At 38.2% G+C, this 17,166-nt stretch carries 15 protein-coding genes, 1 tRNA gene and 1 pseudogene; 6 read left to right on the top strand and 11 right to left on the bottom strand.

Annotated elements, in window-relative coordinates:
- A complete protein-coding gene (locus F6K18_RS04130) occupies positions 1 to 648 on the bottom strand; it encodes a hypothetical protein (RefSeq protein ID WP_287518904.1) in 648 nt (215 codons plus the stop codon).
- Positions 649 to 680: 32 nt separating this feature from the next.
- A complete protein-coding gene (locus tag F6K18_RS04135) occupies positions 681 to 926 on the bottom strand; it encodes a DNA-directed RNA polymerase subunit omega (RefSeq protein WP_124143348.1) in 246 nt (81 codons plus the stop codon).
- A gap of 448 nt (positions 927 to 1,374) precedes the next feature.
- On the opposite strand from F6K18_RS04135, the gene F6K18_RS04140 reads away from it, so the two are divergent.
- The 3 genes and pseudogenes from F6K18_RS04140 to F6K18_RS04150 form a co-directional block, all read left to right on the top strand.
- Positions 1,375 to 2,067: a GDSL-type esterase/lipase family protein gene (locus F6K18_RS04140; protein WP_287518906.1), complete on the top strand. Its 693-nt coding sequence runs from the start codon at positions 1,375 to 1,377 to the stop codon at positions 2,065 to 2,067.
- A 1,345-nt stretch (positions 2,068 to 3,412) separates the two neighbouring features.
- Entirely contained in the window at positions 3,413 to 3,655 is a 243-nt protein-coding gene (locus F6K18_RS04145) for a hypothetical protein (RefSeq protein WP_287518907.1), read from the top strand.
- Between the two features lie 12 nt (positions 3,656 to 3,667).
- A pseudogene (locus F6K18_RS04150) lies at positions 3,668 to 4,393 on the top strand (RNA-guided endonuclease InsQ/TnpB family protein); the annotation flags it as partial.
- Here F6K18_RS04150 and F6K18_RS04155 read toward each other — a convergent pair.
- Entirely contained in the window at positions 4,371 to 4,697 is a 327-nt protein-coding gene (locus F6K18_RS04155) for a hypothetical protein (protein WP_287518908.1), read from the bottom strand. The pseudogene F6K18_RS04150 and the gene F6K18_RS04155 overlap by 23 nt on opposite strands.
- 407 nt (positions 4,698 to 5,104) lie before the next feature.
- Here F6K18_RS04155 and F6K18_RS04160 point away from each other — a divergent pair, with 407 nt between their 5' ends.
- Positions 5,105 to 6,988, top strand: a complete 1,884-nt coding sequence (locus F6K18_RS04160) for a TonB family protein (RefSeq protein ID WP_287518911.1) — start codon at positions 5,105 to 5,107, stop codon at positions 6,986 to 6,988.
- Positions 6,989 to 7,580: 592 nt separating this feature from the next.
- Here the strand turns inward: F6K18_RS04160 and F6K18_RS04165 are convergent.
- The 3 genes from F6K18_RS04165 to F6K18_RS04175 all read right to left on the bottom strand — a co-directional run bounded on the left by F6K18_RS04165 (position 7,581) and on the right by F6K18_RS04175 (position 8,975).
- Positions 7,581 to 7,653 (bottom strand) — tRNA-Arg (locus F6K18_RS04165).
- A gap of 225 nt (positions 7,654 to 7,878) precedes the next feature.
- A complete protein-coding gene (locus tag F6K18_RS04170) occupies positions 7,879 to 8,499 on the bottom strand; it encodes a DUF6940 family protein (protein ID WP_287518913.1) in 621 nt (206 codons plus the stop codon).
- A 182-nt stretch (positions 8,500 to 8,681) separates the two neighbouring features.
- Complete coding sequence (locus F6K18_RS04175) at positions 8,682 to 8,975, bottom strand: hypothetical protein (RefSeq protein WP_287518916.1); 294 nt, start codon at positions 8,973 to 8,975, stop codon at positions 8,682 to 8,684.
- 502 nt (positions 8,976 to 9,477) lie between these two features.
- On the opposite strand from F6K18_RS04175, the gene F6K18_RS04180 reads away from it, so the two are divergent.
- On the top strand, positions 9,478 to 10,974 hold the full coding sequence (locus tag F6K18_RS04180) for an FAD-dependent oxidoreductase (RefSeq protein WP_287518919.1): 1,497 nt from the start codon (positions 9,478 to 9,480) through the stop codon (positions 10,972 to 10,974).
- 530 nt (positions 10,975 to 11,504) lie between these two features.
- Here F6K18_RS04180 and F6K18_RS04185 read toward each other — a convergent pair.
- The 4 genes from F6K18_RS04185 to F6K18_RS04200 all read right to left on the bottom strand — a co-directional run bounded on the left by F6K18_RS04185 (position 11,505) and on the right by F6K18_RS04200 (position 13,974).
- Positions 11,505 to 11,690, bottom strand: a complete 186-nt coding sequence (locus F6K18_RS04185) for a hypothetical protein (protein WP_287518920.1) — start codon at positions 11,688 to 11,690, stop codon at positions 11,505 to 11,507.
- 94 nt (positions 11,691 to 11,784) lie between these two features.
- On the bottom strand, positions 11,785 to 12,228 hold the full coding sequence (locus F6K18_RS04190; protein WP_287518922.1) for a peptidoglycan-binding protein: 444 nt from the start codon (positions 12,226 to 12,228) through the stop codon (positions 11,785 to 11,787).
- 139 nt (positions 12,229 to 12,367) lie between these two features.
- Positions 12,368 to 12,685: a peptidoglycan-binding domain-containing protein gene (locus F6K18_RS04195; protein WP_287518924.1), complete on the bottom strand. Its 318-nt coding sequence runs from the start codon at positions 12,683 to 12,685 to the stop codon at positions 12,368 to 12,370.
- A 218-nt stretch (positions 12,686 to 12,903) separates the two neighbouring features.
- On the bottom strand, positions 12,904 to 13,974 hold the full coding sequence (locus F6K18_RS04200; RefSeq protein WP_287518925.1) for a TPM domain-containing protein: 1,071 nt from the start codon (positions 13,972 to 13,974) through the stop codon (positions 12,904 to 12,906).
- A gap of 344 nt (positions 13,975 to 14,318) precedes the next feature.
- On the opposite strand from F6K18_RS04200, the gene F6K18_RS04205 reads away from it, so the two are divergent.
- Positions 14,319 to 15,176 (top strand): alpha/beta fold hydrolase, encoded by an 858-nt coding sequence (locus tag F6K18_RS04205; RefSeq protein WP_287518927.1) that lies wholly within the window; start codon positions 14,319 to 14,321, stop codon positions 15,174 to 15,176.
- A 654-nt stretch (positions 15,177 to 15,830) separates the two neighbouring features.
- On the opposite strand, the gene ilvC is transcribed toward F6K18_RS04205, so the two are convergent.
- Entirely contained in the window at positions 15,831 to 16,829 is a 999-nt protein-coding gene (ilvC, locus tag F6K18_RS04210) for a ketol-acid reductoisomerase (protein ID WP_287518928.1), read from the bottom strand.
- Positions 16,830 to 17,166 lie beyond the last annotated feature (337 nt).

Raw genomic sequence — 17,166 nt, forward strand, 5'->3', positions numbered from 1 at the left:
TTATGGCCTCAGCAAATCTGCATCTCCCGGTTGGGGAATAATTGGCGCTCTAGGATTTGAACGTCCAGAGTTATCTCTCTGATATACATCTGGTATTGATGGAGGGTTAGGATCGCCACTAAAAATATTTACTAATCTATTAACTAAAGTTTCTCTTTGAGAGCGAGTTAAACTTTGAATAGCTTCACGATCGCCCTCCATTGGATTTTCAGTTAAAGTATTCTTTCCTGGATATACCGATGATTGTAGATAATCATTCGCCCCAAGGTAATCTGCTAATGTTAATTTCCAGTCAAACCGATAATTAGGAGGACGACCTTTCACATATAGATGATACCGAATTAAACGTGACACTAGAGTTTCTTCAGTATCTACTTCACCCGTTTCTTGAGATATATAATTATTTTCTAATGGCAAATCTGGTATTTTTTCATATACAAATGGCCAAACCTCTGTAGCTCTAACTCGCTGTTGGACAAGTTTTATTGAGTCTTTAAAATTTTCTTGGTCTATAACTTTTTCTAACTGATAATGAGTAGAAGGGTTTGCTGTAATCGCCAGAGAAGTCCATAACCCTTCGATACTAGCGCAAACCACTACTGTGATAATAATAATCTTGAAATATTTGAGCCACCGCTTCTTGCTCATGGCTATTATCAAATAACTACTATTATATTTACCTATACTATGCTACTACTTACATCACTAATTATTTCTGGCTGCATCAATTCGTCGGACATTTCGACTACAGCACGGATAACAGGTTTCATTAATTGTTCATCCATATTATCAAAATCTTCATAACGACGGCGTTTGGCACGATTAGCTACTTGTACCACAACACGATAACGATTAGATGCAGCTCTAATCAGCTCTTCAGACCTACGACTTAGTTCTGCGGAATCAATACTAGATTGCTTTTCTATGTGCATAAATTTTATTAGCCTGTATAGTTTAATCGGTCATCTCTTATGAGTTCAGTCATCAGTTAACATTTTTAAAAGGTTTGTTTAAGACCACTAATATATTTTGAAAAGCGCGTGATGGTTTTCGATGGCCACTTGTTCATAAGCCATCATATACCTGAGTAACTGTTTGCTGTTAACCTATTCAAGATTCCCTAGCCTTTGGTAAGTCTTTAAACCATATTAGTAGACTCTTAGTCAACTACGATGAGTCACATTTGGAGTAAAACACTTATATTACACTAGCATTTTTTCTGTAATAAGTAAAGATGATTAACTGTCTAATATATTGTCTAATATATATTTTTTGTTCTCTGTTCTCGAAATTAGGTGGTCAATGCTAATATTTTTAGTTAAAATTCAATCAATATTAATAAATTTATACTAATATTATCAATTTTTATTGCTTATGTTATTAGCTACTCCTTCGACTGTAAAGCGCTTTTCTCAGACTCATCATCATCCCCTAAAAATAGTTGCTTTGGGAGACAGTTTAGTTTATGGTTTTGGTGATTATGAAGGTGGTGGATGGGTAGAGAGATTACGACGGCAGTGGATGTTGCCAGACAGTCCTGGTCATGTACTGTATAATCTTGGAGTTCGAGGAAACCGTGTTTTACAAGTAGAACAACGCCTGGAACATGAGTTTCGCCATCGTGGAGAATTAAGAAATCGTCAACCAGATATTATTATTCTTTCGGTTGGGGTAAATGATTCTGCTAGAGTCCAAAGACCAGATGGACGTTACTATACTGATTTTTCCAAATTTAAAACAATTTTAGATAATTTATTGGATACATCAAAACAACTTTGTCCTGTACTATTTGTGGGAATGGTTCCTGTTAATTTGGAGAAAATGCCTTTTCAAGATTGTTTATATTATAGTCACGAGGATCAATTTATATATAAAGAGGCGACTCGGTTGGCTTGTTTAAAGCGAAAAATTCCTTATTTAGATGTGTTTGAAAAATGGTTAAGTAGGGGCGAAAATTGGTGGAGATTACGTCTTTGTCCAGATGGCATTCATCCTAATGTCGCAGGTTATAAAGCTTTATTACAAGATGTATTGGACTGGGAATATCTGAATTTATTAACTAGCTAAGATTAGTTTGAAGATCAAGGAATCATGAGGTTTACTCGCCAGATCCTATTAACTAAGTGAGGAAGCAGGAAATTATGTAAGCATTTCCTACGGAATGCTGGGCAAGCAGCTACCTCGCTATTAGTTATTCCTAGGTCATGCTTACTTAACTAAATCAATATTGATTAGCTTTTTTTACTTGTTTATCATAAACTGACTGTTGACATCTTGCCCAGCTTAAAGGCAAGGGTATTCCTACCGATCCGAAGCTCCTCGGTGGGTTGACGTTTTGCTGATGCAAAGCTCCGCTAACACAGGCTGCAACTTAACTATATGCAAGTCTTATACTTGCCTCCGCGTCCGTTTTTTGTCTCGGACTGCCCGTCCGCGACTAATAACAAAGATATAACATATGTATTCAAAAAAAACAACTAAAAAGTCGCCCACTTATTGGCGAGGCTTTAAACCCAATTTTTCGGTAATAGTTATCTAAAAATTTATATCCAATCATAAATCAAATATATATTATTAGCAAATTAAGCGGCGTTGCTGAGTGGTAATGATTTTGAGATTAACTTTGGGCGCAAAACATCAGTTTTTCAATTTTACCTTCAGCTAATAGACATCTCCAAAAATCAAAAATCAATATCTATATCTCAAATAAATTATCAATTCTTTACACCTACTGCCTACAGCAAAGCTCCCTACTCCCTATGGGTGGAGTAGATGTCTAATTATCATTACATTTAAGCAACGCCACTTTTAAAGTTTGTTTCTAATACTTTAATTTGTTGTAGACAATGTATGTTAAAAATCATTTATATGATGATTTATTTCAAAACTTTTTTATTCTATTACTTAGATTGATAAATTATTGGTAAGCATTCAGCCGTCAGCTATCAGCTATTGCTTTTAGTACGCATTCAAAGCTGTATTAATTGAGCTAGAATTAAATCTTACTACAAAAGACCTTAAAATCTATATTCATTTAACCTCCATCCTGAAAAGGAGTGTCTTATTGCTGAGAGTTGACTGCTAATAGCTGAATACTTACAATTATTGTTTACTAAGGCGATCGCCTGTCTTCTTAATTATTCTGTTTTTCAATGAGTTCCTATTTTTAGATTGTTAATTTATTTCTGGCCAAATAATTAAAATTTAAAGCCTTTTATTTACAGCGGTTTTAATTTTGGTAGACCACAGTAGGGATGTTCCATGGAACGTCTCTAACATATTTTGCTTGTGACGATGTGGTTTATTGATTTGAAAAGCGCTGTAAATAAAAAATAAAGAAAAAAATTATTGTCGCCAATCCCTTCTTAAAAGAAAAAGTAATGATTAATTAGGGTTTGCTGAAAAAGTATGAGTGGTAGGGGTAGGAGACAGGAGACAGGAGACAGGAGACAGGAGACAGGAGACAGGAGACAGGAGACAGGAGACAGGAGACAGGAGACAGGAGACAGGAGACAGGAGACAGGAGACAGGAGACAGGAGACACTCACCGGACTTCAACAAGATTGAAGAAGATTTTGCCATTCTCAAAAAGCAACGGATATATGCTCCACCAGAAACAACACTGGATGACATTGTTAGACTGTACGGAACTTAATTGTAATGACTATATGTTCAGTTTTGCGTCTCTGTCGATGTCACGGAGCAATTAAATCCTGCTGACGCGACTGTGGGACTGGATGTAGGACTAAAAGAGTTCTATACTGATTCCAGAGGAAACACCGAACCTAATCCCCGTTTTTATAGGACTGGGGAGAAACGTTTAAAGTTTGATCAGCGCAGAGTTTCTCGGAAAAAGAAAGGCTCATCCAATCGTAAGAAGGCAGTTAATAGACTAGGTAGACAACACCTTAAAATAAGTAGACAACGTGAAGAGCACGCCAAGAGACTGGCGCGCTGCGTAATCCAGTCTAATGACTTGGTCGCCTACGAAGATTTGAGAGTTAAGAATTTGGTGAAAAACCACTGTCTAGCTAAGTCTATTAATGACGCAGGTTGGTATCAATTTAGAAAATGGTTAGAGCATTTTGGCACTAAATTTGGCAGAGTCACAGTTGCTGTAAATCCTGCATATACTAGCCAAAACTGCTCTGAGTGCGGCGAGGTAGTGAAGAAGTCGCTATCAACTAGGACTCACGTCTGTAAATGTGGTTGCAAGTTAGACCGCGACCACAACGCCGCAATCAACATTCTAAACAGAGCCTTGGGTACGGTGGGGCACACCGGAACCTGGATCATTGATCCGAACGCTTTGGGAGATCTGTCCTCTACTTTTCCTGACTCCGGTCTGGTTGAGCAAGACGGGTCTTCGATCAAAGAATCCCCGTCCTTCTAGGACGGGGAGTGTCAAGAAATCTTGGCAATAACGCTTGAAGCGTCATGTATGTGCTTTTCAATACAGATAATTCAGCATCAATAAACTCTTCCGAAACTTCATCAATTTTTAAATATGGATTATTGTCCCTGATTTTAACTGTACCAGCACCTAAACCAAGGGACTGTACCCAATAAAGAGGAATGTCATTTGAAACACTTGCAAGTTTGATTTCAGTTTCTTGTTTGTCTAAAAGATCAATAGTAGATATTTCGACTTTAGATCTCGGAATACTTCTCGTAATCCAATCTTTGACAATTTTCAAATTTTTTCCGGATCTAGCCACTAAATGTACTATAGCTCCAGCTTCGGCACATGAAAAAAGCGATCGCTCTTTGGTAAGAGTCAGACATTAGAGATCTCCAAAAATTATAGCGCTGCGCGCAGGCAACAGGCAACAGCTCCGGAAGGCAATAGGGGGAATAAAAAGCTGATAATATAAGACTTTTAGCTATTGGAAAATTCCTGCAATTTGTAAATATGCCAGCGCACATTGCTATAATACTTTTTCCAGTAACCTTTGTAGAGACCTTCCATAGAAGGTCTCTATATTCTTTTTCAATATTTCAATAATGGGACTTAAAGATTTTATGGCCGAAAAATGGCTGAATGTTAAAATGCAAATTGCAACGATATTATTTATTTTATCGATCGTTATAGGAGTTTCCTTATATGTCTGACTTTTCTTCCCTAGACCTAAATCAACCTATAGAACAACCTTCCATCATAGACACCCTCCGTCAACCAATATGGATAGCACTCTTCACCTCTGTGGGCATCCATGCTATATTAGGAATTAACCTACCAAAATTATCCCTATTCTCTGAGAAAGCCAAATTACCACCAACAGTAGGATTAGTAGAATTAACACCAGAACAACTCGAACTCCTCCCTCAACCAGAAGAACCAGAAATTACATTCTCAACCATACCAACACCATCCAACCTTTCCCCTATTTCACCACCATCTCCCAGTGAACTACCTGTTGTCCCCGAATCATCATCCTCAGAATTACCAACAATACCTGTAGACCCTTCAGATTACAACTTACCAGAATTACCACCAGAAGATTCTACTACCTCATCCTCTTCTACCCGCTCAAGATCCACTCCTTCCGTCTCTAGGTTGCCCAGAAATCCATCCCCAAGCGAATTTTCCTACAATTATCCATCTATTATACCAGGTAGGTCGTCATTACCAACAACACCAATATCTCCACCCCCACTACCTAGTACAAATAGTCAACCAGCAGAGATATTTCGAGTTGACCCACAACAACAATCAAATCAAAATCAAATAGATGAATATCAACTCAGAAAAAATTTGAACTTGACAGATAAAGTCTATGACTCAGGTTTATCACGTCGTCCAACTCTAGAGATCGACCCTCAAGAGCAAACTTCTATAGTTGAAAACTCAACTGGGGATTCATACTCAGCTAATTTAAAATTGCCTCCACGACGTTACCAAGATAAAGTTGAAAATCAAATTGCTATTGCTCCAAATAAAAATGATACCGATACTCAAACTCAAACAGAGAAACAACCTATAGCAACGGTAACTTCTCAAACTCCTCCAACACCAGACCCTACAAAAAAAGGCAGACTGCTAGAAGCACCAATAGTTAGGCAATTACGAGAAGGAAAGACTATTCAGGATATAGCAGAAGAAACAAAACAACAACAAAAGGTAGCTGTTGTCACTCCCGCACCAACTGAAACTAATAAATCTCAACTAGAAATTGAGGTTCAGGAAACTCCTGCTTTTGCTCCAACTCCTAAACCATCTCCCACACCAAAAGAGTTTAAAGGTTCATTATTAGAACAATTTGAACAACAAAAGCAACAAAAAGTTACTGCGACTACTCCCGTCCCTCAATCATCTCCAACACCTGAAGAAAATGTAGCTGCTGCTACTGTCGAAGAAACAAAACCACCAACACCTGTAATAACACCTGCTGTTGAACCATCCCCACCAGTACAGCAGGAACCTGAACCATCTCCACCAGTACAGCAACAAGCAGAATTTAAAGGTTCACTGTTAGCAAAACTACAGCAACAAAAGCAAGAATATGCTGCTTTCACTGAAGAATCAGAATCAAGGGATATCGCTTTAGGTGCTGTGGATGCTTATCTGCAGTGGGCAATAGAATTGGAATTAGAAGAAGATAATTTAACTGAACCTACAACTATTGCTGATACTTATCCAAAAGCAGCTTGCGAGCAAAAGTTAGAAGGTAAAGCTACTGTGGGAGTATTAGTTAGTCCAGATGGCAGTATTACTAATGGACCAAAGTTATTGCTAGAAAGTGGTCATTCAGTGCTAGATGAAGCAGCTATAGATGCAGTTAATAATCAATCATTTTCCAGTAGCGATCGCTCAAAACTTTATCAGTATGAATTTAATTTTGATAGTTCTAACTGTAGTACAGCAAAGTCAACAGAAGCAGAAAACACATCCATTGGAGAAACATTACCAAATCAGGATGGGCAAGAGGAGGAAGGTATACCTATTGAAGTGATGCCACCAGAAGCTGAAACAGCACCAATAGAATAAGGATATAGTAATCTTATAGCAGTTTTCACCCTTAGTAGACCAGAGTAGGGAGTTCCATGGAACTCCCTACAAGGGTTTTTATTCTTAGGAGTGTGTTCTATCTTTCTGAAAACCGCCATAATATAATTTTAGGATAATTACTTATAATAAAGTTTTTGTTTGTAGTTGGGCTTTAGCTCTTACAATACTTATGTATTAGGGATAGAGCAAAACTGCGAAGCCCTATTATAACTGTTCTACCGTAAGCGTAGCTCCCCTGAAGGGGGCACATGATATAAAATAAACAAAAATATTTCTACCTCTAGGTAATATTAGGCCCTCTTTTCAAAACAAGAGAAAATTTTTTATTATCAAAAAACTATATACCCATAAAAAATGCTCATGTAAACTCAGTGCATTTTCATTTGATTTCTTGAATTTCTGGGTCTGGGTGAAAATTAAGTAAAAAATGTCAGAGCTAGACCAAATAGTTTAATTGTTGAACAATATTTGATCGGAAAATAATCAAACCTAAAAGGCTTACTAAAAAAGCTTTTGAATTGAATATAGCCATACCATAAAATAGCTCAAATACTATATATATACTTCAAAACGAGCACGGAGGGATTCGAACCCCCGACACCCAGAACCGGAATCTGGTGCTCTATCCACTGAGCTACGCGCCCTCATACTGATATTAACAATAGCATCTTAAGTCTCAAATTGGCAATAGGAAGAGCTATTATTTTTCTATGATATCATGTCCGTTTAATAGCGTGATAAAAAACTTTCTTCTTCCCTCCTGACTCCTGACTCGGTCTTCCTGACTCCTTCATGGTTATTTATAAGTATTCAACCGGACATGATATGATTCCTATTTTTGTTGTTCTAACATTCAGCAACTATCAAATCTAGACTCGATCTGATAAACTGTACATTTTGTATCCGTAATATTTTGGTCGAGAATCTAATCTAACATGAAGCCAAGCCACTCCGCCACCTGCTGTACTGACCCAAAGGGGGTGGTCTGAAATCTGTTGTTGCACAGTTTGTCCCACAATTCGCCACAATGCCTGTTTTTGACCATCTGGCGCACCGCGAATGAAGGCTGCTAGATGGGAATAAGCTGAAAACGCAGTTCCTCTCCAGGAGGGTTCTGAATCCCTGGGAGATGGAGCTACAAGTATTGCATCTTTGCCTAAATTTTCAAATACAACAATTCCATTGTTAAGATCGTCGGTTGTGAAATAATCACTAAATGTCCTTTTGTCTGGGTTGCGTGCTAACCCTGGAGAGTTCAGCAACACAAATTCAAATTGACGCTTTGAGGTATCTTTTGTAATGGATGGTGTTTCCCATCGATAGGCAGAAAAGGGAGACTCAGATAAAAGTGAAATGAAGAAAGAGCGAAAGTTTGACTCATACTGCCATAAGTTTAAAACCTCACTATATGGTATTGGTTGCCCATTTTGAGTCACTGTGTATTTATGAACACGACCATCATTCAAAATTTCATGGGTGGCATCAAACATTTTTATCGGAAGTATTTTCTAGAGTAATTCCCTAGAAAGTTCGGAACAAACTCTAGCTAGGGAATGTTGGCCACCAATGATTTAGGCGATCGCTTAAATAGCTCAATTGCTTTACAAATTAAAATATTTTCTTGATGGCCAATAAAGTTTTTAATTTGGAGTAGCGATCGCCAGTATAGCTTTCAAACAATCTTTATAATTCTATCACCTATTGCTGTTGTAGCAGTTCCTGTGCCCGCATCAGGAGTCGCTATAGACTGTCGCCCAAACGGCATACTTCCACTTCTTGTCCTTTTTTTGTAGTATTGTCGAGTTGATAATTGAGATGTGGTTTGTTGTCCGGTGTCATTTATCCCTGCAAGAGTGAACGACGGATAACCTGTTTCCCATTCTTCAAACCACTCTTCAAGGGAATGACCAAAACCCAGTCGCAACGACAGCTCATCATGCAATGCCTTAATGGCAGAAGTCTGCACAGCTACAAGTTGAGCCGTGCCTGACAAATATCTAGGATGATTGCCGTAGGGTTAGTCAAGGCGATCGCTACTACTGTACCTCCAAACCTCAAAATTAGGTAGTTCCTTAGGATTATCGTCCCTTAACAATCCTTGCTGTAATTTTAGTTTGGCCCTACTCTCCTGCATCTTCTGATTTGAGCTGTAGAACGTCTCCAATCCGTTCCCCTGTATAACGGCAAATTTGCCAGATTAACTTATTGGCGTTGCTGAATGGTAATGATTTTTAGATTAAGTATCAACGCAAAACATAAGTTTTTCAATTTTACCTTCAGCTACTTACCATTACATTTCAGCAACGCCAAATTAAAAGCAAGCTTTTCATCCGTTTACTTAAAGTAGTATGGTAACTATTACTACTATGACTTATATTATGTCCGTTTGAATAGTTAGAAATAACGATGGGGGAGTCATCAGAGAAAGTTTTTTTCGCTAATTATCCAGACATAATATTACTACTACTATGACAAAAATTCAAGCTTCTCAAATCGAATATGTCGATGCAATAATTATCGGTGGTGGCATTGCCGGAATTTCTATTGCTGAATTTCTTGCCCGCCATAGTCGTCTTTCCATCAAAGTATTAGAAAGCGCCTCACAATTAGGAACATTTGCTTCGGGTAAACTCGAAGGTTGGTTTCATACTGGCGCACTTTACTCAGGACATGACGATGCTCAGACTTTTATCAATTGTGTAAATAGTTTAGAGGATGCAATTAATCTATATAGTTCCTACTTTACCGAACAATGTAATATTGCGCTGACAGAAACAAAACCCAATTTTTTCACTCCCGCAGTTATCCCTAAACTCAACGGTTGGTTTAACGATCGCCCTGTATATTTAATTCATCCTGGAACAAATTCTCCCGAAATTAGTCTATCTGGTCTCAAGAGCGACTCGGTACAAATGGAAATTCAGCGTAACCGAGTCTTGGGTAGATTAGAAACTGCTTATGGTCAACAACATAATTGGTATCAGAATGGAAATTGTCTAGCACCAATTTATGCACAGGTCGAAGCTTATGAAGGTTTAAATTGTTCGTTGCGTCACTCAACAGAAACTATAGATAACCTTTGTAGTCAATTCGATAACTCTTACGGTCTAGAAAAGTCAAACTATGAAATTATCAGAACATTAGATTCCTCTATGAATACCAGTGCAATAATCAAAGACTTGGTTGCCAGCGCTCTGAGTCAAGGAGTGACATTTGAGACTGGAGTAGTTATTGATAAACTATTAATAGACCGCTACGGCCCAATTCAAATCAAAAGTATTTTGTGTCGGACACAACAAGGTTTTCCCAAACGCCTAAAAGCAAAGTTATTTATCTTTGCGGTAGGAAAAGGTTTTGAGCCGTTTTTGTCTGATTTACAAGTACGGGCAAAACTCAAACGTAGTCGTAGTGCTATGGTGGTAGCTCAACCTGCCCTAACTGATACAAATTTTGTGCGGATGTCTACTAAGAAAAAATTTCATTTCAATCATTTTGTGCATACCTGTGAAATTGAGGAGGAAAAATGTGTTTACTCAATGTTAGCTGATTCTAGTTATACTAACGACGATCTCATAAATCAAGGAGATGAAGATGAAGTTGATATTGAGCCAATTTTGGAGTCCGCAGAACGATATTTTGGCAAAGATCAACTTTACAGTCGAAACCTTTTTAGTTACGAATGTGTGAAAACAGAATTTATTAGTCAGGAAGAGCAAAAACGCCGTTATAGTTATTGGATAGAGTCAAATCCTCAAAGTAATTATTTGTGTGTCTTGCCTGGCAAATTTTCGTTTTTTCCCACTGTGGCATTCCAGGTCTATCAACGCATTAAAACTCTAATTAATTTTGATGAGTCTGTACCAAAATCAACTTTTACACCAGATATTAAAGTAATTGAAGAGGCAAACCAGTTAGTAGCTGACTCCTATCCAATGAAAATTATTACTGAAGCTAGAAACTGGTAATATCAAATCCGGTGATGATTATTATGGGAATCATGAGTGGTTATTGGGGTTATAGACAGCCCGTGCAGATTTACCGAATAATTAATAATTAATAATTAATAATTAAATAATTCGCGCCTTGAAGCCTCCCCTTTTAAGGGTAAAAAAGCGGTCGTTAGCGTAGCTTCCCGAAGGGTGGGATGGCGTACTTCGGAGCGGGTCTGTAAGAACGGGTCTCCTTGCCATATCCAATTGACCAAGAGAAGAAATAATATTTCCTTATATTCAATTCCGTAACGGTTAAAACCCGAGGTAATTATCCATTATCCATTATCAATTAATGAATGAACGCCATCGTTTGAGTTTGATCAAACTACTCAATATTTCTCAAGCTCGTTTTCTCTCTTATTCAACTATGAGACGGGTAATGGTACACACTGATTACCAAAAATTACAAATTGCTTTTAATCAATGGAGTCAACAATATAGTAAAATAAGGTCACTTATAATTGCACAATCACTTTAATAGCCGTTGCTGAAAGGTTATCAAATCAAGGGTTTGAGCTAGATTTATCTCTATGAAAGCTTTGCTGTGCGACCCTTTTTAATCCATCATTCTGCTCAAAAATAAACTCACTGTAATCAGCTAAGTAATCAAGTCCTACTAAATTTAGCCAAATCTCTAAACTTAACCAGACTGTTATTTTGACCAATAAAATTTTCCATCTAACTTGCATGGGAGTATTCTCCTCAAATCTCACTGTCTGAATAACTGAAGTCAGAAGTGGGAGAATTGAACTCCCACACTTGGATAATACAACCTAAAAATCGTTAATCTTTAATCTGATTGCTCTTGAGAACATACCACGTTAAAGGGCCTACAATGCCATCAACTTCTAAGGACATATCTTTTTGGAATCCCTTGACAGCTGCTGCAGTGTTGGAACCAAAAATACCATCTACAACTAGAGAATAGCCCATTTCATTCAGGATCATTTGCAGACGTTCAACATCATCACTGCTGCTACCCCGACCGATAGTAGGAGGTAGTAAAGCTCCCCAAGTTTGAGAACCAACTATACCATCCACTATTAAATTTCGGTCTTTTTGGAACTGCTTAACTGCGGTATCAGTGCGAACACCAAAGATACCATCTTCCACTAAAGAACCATAGCCAGCATTATTGAGAAGGCGTTGTACCAGAGTCACATCATAACCGTTGCTTCCGTTGCTTAAAACTGGTAAAGAAAAAGAACTTGAAACACTTAAAGTCATTGTTAATTCTCCTGTATTAGGATAGATGAGTATGAGAAATTAGATCGATTTGGTCAGGAACCCCAGGACTAAAGTCCAAGAGTTTGTACATTCTTGTTGCAGTCATATCTAGAGATGTAGCAACAAGAGTGTTTAAGTTTTAATAGGTGTATTTGAAGATAGCATCACCTAATGCTTTCCAGGTTTCAGGACCCACCACTCCATCTACTGTAATATCAGGCGATGGAAAAGGAAAAGTAGCGTTATAATTTTCCTGAAACTCAGTTACTATTTGTTGACATTGATTATCGTACTGAGCATCAAATTTCACATTACTTGTAATCAGAGATGGTCTACCTTGTTGGAGACCAAACCAATAGATTGAGGATAGTAACTGTTCAAGAAAGCGAACAGCATCTCCGCTATCACCATTTTTTAAAGTAGGTAAAGTTGATCCAGTCATTGTTGATACAGTCATTTGAGAAAATTCCTAATTGCTTCATTACATACAATGTAACCAAGGTTGATTTGCAGTAACGAAAATGGTAATTAATCTCAAGTCGAATGTGAAATCAGACTGTTTCTGGGAATTTTCCATAACTAATGTGCATTTCTCATTCACTTGAAAACAAAAATCCAATTTTTCTGGCAAAATTATGCACATTACTGGTATTCATCTGAAATTTGTGTTATTAATTAGTAATCAGAACCTCCGCTATCACTACTATCACTTCCAGAACTGCTGCTGCTATAGCTTCCAGAACTGCTACTACTGGAACTGCTACTGCTATAGCTTCCAGAACTGCTGCTGCTAGTCACACCATAATTACTGGAACTACTACTACCAGTTCCTCCACCACTACTACTGCCACCACCAAAGTTTTCAGAACTACTGCTGCTAGCGGTTTCAGACCAATTACTTCCCGAACCTCCACCATCGCTACTACCTCCACCAAAGCTAGCATCATCATCACTACTACTATTATTGTCACTATCATTCGTATCTATGGAGCTATAACTACTTCTTTGAGTATGGTTGTCACTACCATGATTTCTACTTCCTCCACTATAGCTACTGTAACTACTATAATTACGAGAAGTATAACTGCTTCTCGGCCTATTTCTGGTATTCATGTAAATCAGAATTGTCAGAAACACCAATACAAGTAAAATAATAATTATGATGCCCATAATAAGTATGTTATTTTGAGAGACTGAAGTTTCATCTAGATTATAGTTCCCAGTTTCTAGGGATGTTACTAATGCTGTTGTACCTGCAACTACACCACTTTCAAATAATCCTAACTTAAATTTCGGGATAATGTTGGTATGGAGCAAGTGGCTAACTTTAGCATCTGGCAAAATTTCCTGTACTCCTTTTCCAGTTTCAATTTCCAAACGTTGATCGCCCTGAGAAACCAAAAACAACACCCCATTGTCTTTATCTTTCTTACCTATTCCCCAATAGTTAAATAGCTCAGTAGCAAATTTTTTTGGAGTTGCAGCAGGTTGAGTTTCTGAGACAGTGACAACTGCAATTTCTGAACCATTGCTTGCTTCTAGGTCTGAAATCATTTTGTTGAGTTTAGCTTCTGTGTCAGTGCTGAGTATTTCAGCCATATCTGTCACCCAACCACCGTAGTTTTGTCGGGGGTTGGGCACATCCTGGACAGTTAAGGCCAAAGTTGGCAAAGAATATCCCATTAATGCTAGAGATAGAGAAATTGTCCAAAAAGCACTTTTAAAGATGACTACAGAAAATTTCATGTTTTTGACCTCCAGAGAAAAAAATTAAAATAGCAGTCAGCAGTCAGCGGTCAGCTATCAGCTTCTCAAGGTGTATAATGGGGCATTAAAACCCCTATAAAAGGATCACCACGCGCTTTTTCAAATAAGCGTAGGGGACTTAAACCCTTGGATTTTTAGCTGATAGCTAAATGCTGTTTGCGCAGCATTCCGGAACGGAAAAGCTAATAGCTAGTTAAATTAATGGACGAGTCAGAAAGTAACCAGTTTTGGTTATACGATTCAATATATTTCTCGAAGTTGAGGGGTTATGCAATTTAGTGATATCTCCCAGACTATTTTGAAACTCTATTTTTTTAAACCAAATGCTAGCTAAAATCAGAGATACAGAAATCTATTTTGATGTTGAAGGTGCTGCCCTAGTGCCAGATGGGGAAAGGATGCGAGAAAAACCTGTTGCTTTTGTAATTCATGGGGGACCTGGTGCAGACCATACTTCCTATAAACCTACCTTTTCTCCTTTGAGTCAAAAATTACAATTAGTGTATTTTGACCACCGTGGGCAAGGGCGATCGGCGAGGGGACCAAAAGAAACTTATACCCTCGAAAATAATGTAGAAGATATGGAGGCATTGCGTCAATATTTAGGGCTAGAAAAAATTGTGATTATTGGTACTTCTTATGGAGGAATGGTTGCCCTGAGTTATGCAGTCCGTTATCCAGAAAATGTTCAATCTTTAATTGTTATTGCTACTGCTGGCAGTTCTAGATTTTTGGAACTAGCAAAAGTTAATTTAGCCAAAAAAGGAACAAAAGAACAACAAGCGATCGCTCAATTTTTATGGGATGGTAAATTTGAGAATGAAGCTCAACTGCAAGAATATTTTCAATTAATGATGCCTATGTATTCATTAACTTATAAACCAGAAACATCAGGAAAAAGTTGGAACAGAACTATATTATCTCCCGATGCTATTAATGTTGCGTTTGGTGGTTTTTTACGTTCTTATAATGTGCTTGATGAGCTAGATAAAATCACAGCGCCCACTTTAATTATAGCAGGAAAACATGATTGGATTTGTCCTCCAGAATTGTCAGAAGAAATCGCTACAGCTATTCCTCATGCCGATCTAAGAATCTTTGAAAATAGCGGTCATTTAATCAGAGTTGATGAACCAGAAGCACTTCTGGATGCAATAATTGGCTTTTTGGTGTACAAGTGAAACATTTTAATAGTTTTGTGGAATGGGCATCTTGCCCGTTCCTTGTATTTTCCCGTTCCTGATATTTTTGGGCAGGCAGGATACCCACCCCACTTATCAAAATAATATTGGTCGCGCAACCCCGCCTTGATCGGCGAAATATTTTTGGAGCGAAGCTCAAATCCCGGTTACAAAAATAACTTCTGACTTCTGATTTCTGACTTCTGACTTCGTTAAATTCATCCCGCCCCTCAGCAATGCCTTAAAGTCTATATTCATTAAAACCCCAGAGCTGAGAGCTGACAGCTGAATGCTTACATTTTTTCTTTTTTCTCCTTTAAAGGAGAGGCTTTATATCAAATCCGGTTGAACACTTATTATATAGTTGGGGCGAGTAGGAGAGTAGGGGAGTAGGGGAGATTGAAGGCTTGAAGTATAGTTATAAACATATACTATATAACCGGATTCTATATTAAACCTTAATTATTCGGTAAATCTTATAGGAGTCAAGAGTCATATCATGTCCAGATAAGAGCGTGATAGAACTTCGTTCCGCACTCCGCAACCAAAAAACTTTCTCCTTTTCCTCCTCTTCTTTCTTCCCTCCTGACTCCTGACTCCTGACTCCTGACTCCTTTGCGTAAGTCCTAATTCTTCTTCTTTAGACTCAAAAAATTAACCGTGTTTTTTCAGCCAGCTAAACATAGCACGCAAGTCTTTACCCACTTCTTCCACAGGGTGTTCTGCTTGTTGGCGACGCATGGCAGTAAATACAGGTTTGCCTGTTTGGTTTTCCATGACAAATTCGCGGGCAAATTGACCAGATTGAATTTCGCTTAAGATTTTCCGCATCTCGGCACGAGTTTGGTCATTAACGATGCGAGGGCCACGAGTATAGTCGCCAAATTCAGCAGTATTGGAGATACTGTCGCGCATATTTGCCAGACCACCTTCAACAACGAGATCGACAATTAATTTAACTTCGTGGAGACATTCAAAGTAAGCTAATTCTGGCTGATAACCTGCATTTACTAAAGTTTCAAACCCAGCTTTGATTAATTCACTTAGGCCACCACAGAGAACAGCTTGTTCGCCAAAGAGGTCAGTTTCAGTTTCTTCTCGGAAACTGGTTTCGAGGATACCTGCACGAGTGCCACCTATACCTTTAGCATAAGCCATAGCGCGATCGCGTGCTTGACCAGAAGCATCTTGGAAGATGGCAAATAGACAAGGTACTCCTTCTCCTTGTTCATAAGTGCGTCTGACCAAATGTCCAGGTCCTTTAGGGGCGACCATGACGACATCTACGTTTGATGGGGGAATAATTTGACCAAAATGAATATTAAAGCCGTGGGCAAAAGCTAGAATTTTTCCTTCTGTGAGATTAGGTTCAATTTCGTTTTTATAAACGGTTTTCTGCACTTCATCTGGCAAAAGAATCATAATTAGGTCTGCTATTTCGGCAGCTTTGTCTACTGGGTAAACATCTAGACCTGCTTCTTTTGCTTTGTGGGCAGACTTACTGCCTGGATATAGTCCTACAATTACTTTTGAGCCACTATCTTTGAGATTGAGGGCGTGGGCATGACCTTGGGAACCATAACCAATGATGGCAATAGTTTTGTCGTTTAAGATGTCCAGGTTGGCATCGGTATCATAGTACATTTTGGCCATTATTTTGGTCTCCTATCTGCAACTATATATTATTTATGCAAAACTTCTATTATATCAAATATCGGTAAAATTTTCTACTCTACACTCTATAAAGAGGCAATAGGGAACAGGGAACAGGGAACAGGGGAAACCCACCCCTAACTCCTCCTGGGAGGGGAGTAATTGATAATTTATGGATAAGAATTGATTTTATTTTTGATTTTTACCGAATAATTAAGGTTTAAAGCCTCTTCTTTAAAGGAGAAACAAGCGGTCGTTAGCGCAGCTTTCCCGTAGGGTGGGATGGTGAGGAAACCTGTACCATATCCAATCGACCAAGAGAGAAAAAATTTTCATT

Origin of the sequence: Okeania sp. SIO2C2, from assembly GCF_010692625.1 — a bacterium.
Taxonomy (GTDB): Bacteria; Cyanobacteriota; Cyanobacteriia; order Cyanobacteriales; family Microcoleaceae; genus Okeania; species Okeania hirsuta.

What these genes read in the sequence shown, in the direction of transcription:
- F6K18_RS04130 (WP_287518904.1), bottom strand. Translation starts at nt 648, where the DNA reads ATGAGCAAGAAGCGGTGGCTCAAATATTTCAAGATTATTATTATCACA.
- F6K18_RS04140 (WP_287518906.1), top strand. Translation starts at nt 1,375, where the DNA reads ATGTTATTAGCTACTCCTTCGACTGTAAAGCGCTTTTCTCAGACTCAT.
- F6K18_RS04160 (WP_287518911.1), top strand. Translation starts at nt 5,105, where the DNA reads ATGTCTGACTTTTCTTCCCTAGACCTAAATCAACCTATAGAACAACCT.
- F6K18_RS04170 (WP_287518913.1), bottom strand. Translation starts at nt 8,499, where the DNA reads ATGTTTGATGCCACCCATGAAATTTTGAATGATGGTCGTGTTCATAAA.
- F6K18_RS04180 (WP_287518919.1), top strand. Translation starts at nt 9,478, where the DNA reads ATGACAAAAATTCAAGCTTCTCAAATCGAATATGTCGATGCAATAATT.
- F6K18_RS04185 (WP_287518920.1), bottom strand. Translation starts at nt 11,690, where the DNA reads ATGCAAGTTAGATGGAAAATTTTATTGGTCAAAATAACAGTCTGGTTA.
- F6K18_RS04190 (WP_287518922.1), bottom strand. Translation starts at nt 12,228, where the DNA reads ATGACTTTAAGTGTTTCAAGTTCTTTTTCTTTACCAGTTTTAAGCAAC.
- F6K18_RS04195 (WP_287518924.1), bottom strand. Translation starts at nt 12,685, where the DNA reads ATGACTGTATCAACAATGACTGGATCAACTTTACCTACTTTAAAAAAT.
- F6K18_RS04200 (WP_287518925.1), bottom strand. Translation starts at nt 13,974, where the DNA reads ATGAAATTTTCTGTAGTCATCTTTAAAAGTGCTTTTTGGACAATTTCT.
- F6K18_RS04205 (WP_287518927.1), top strand. Translation starts at nt 14,319, where the DNA reads ATGCTAGCTAAAATCAGAGATACAGAAATCTATTTTGATGTTGAAGGT.
- ilvC (WP_287518928.1), bottom strand. Translation starts at nt 16,829, where the DNA reads ATGGCCAAAATGTACTATGATACCGATGCCAACCTGGACATCTTAAAC.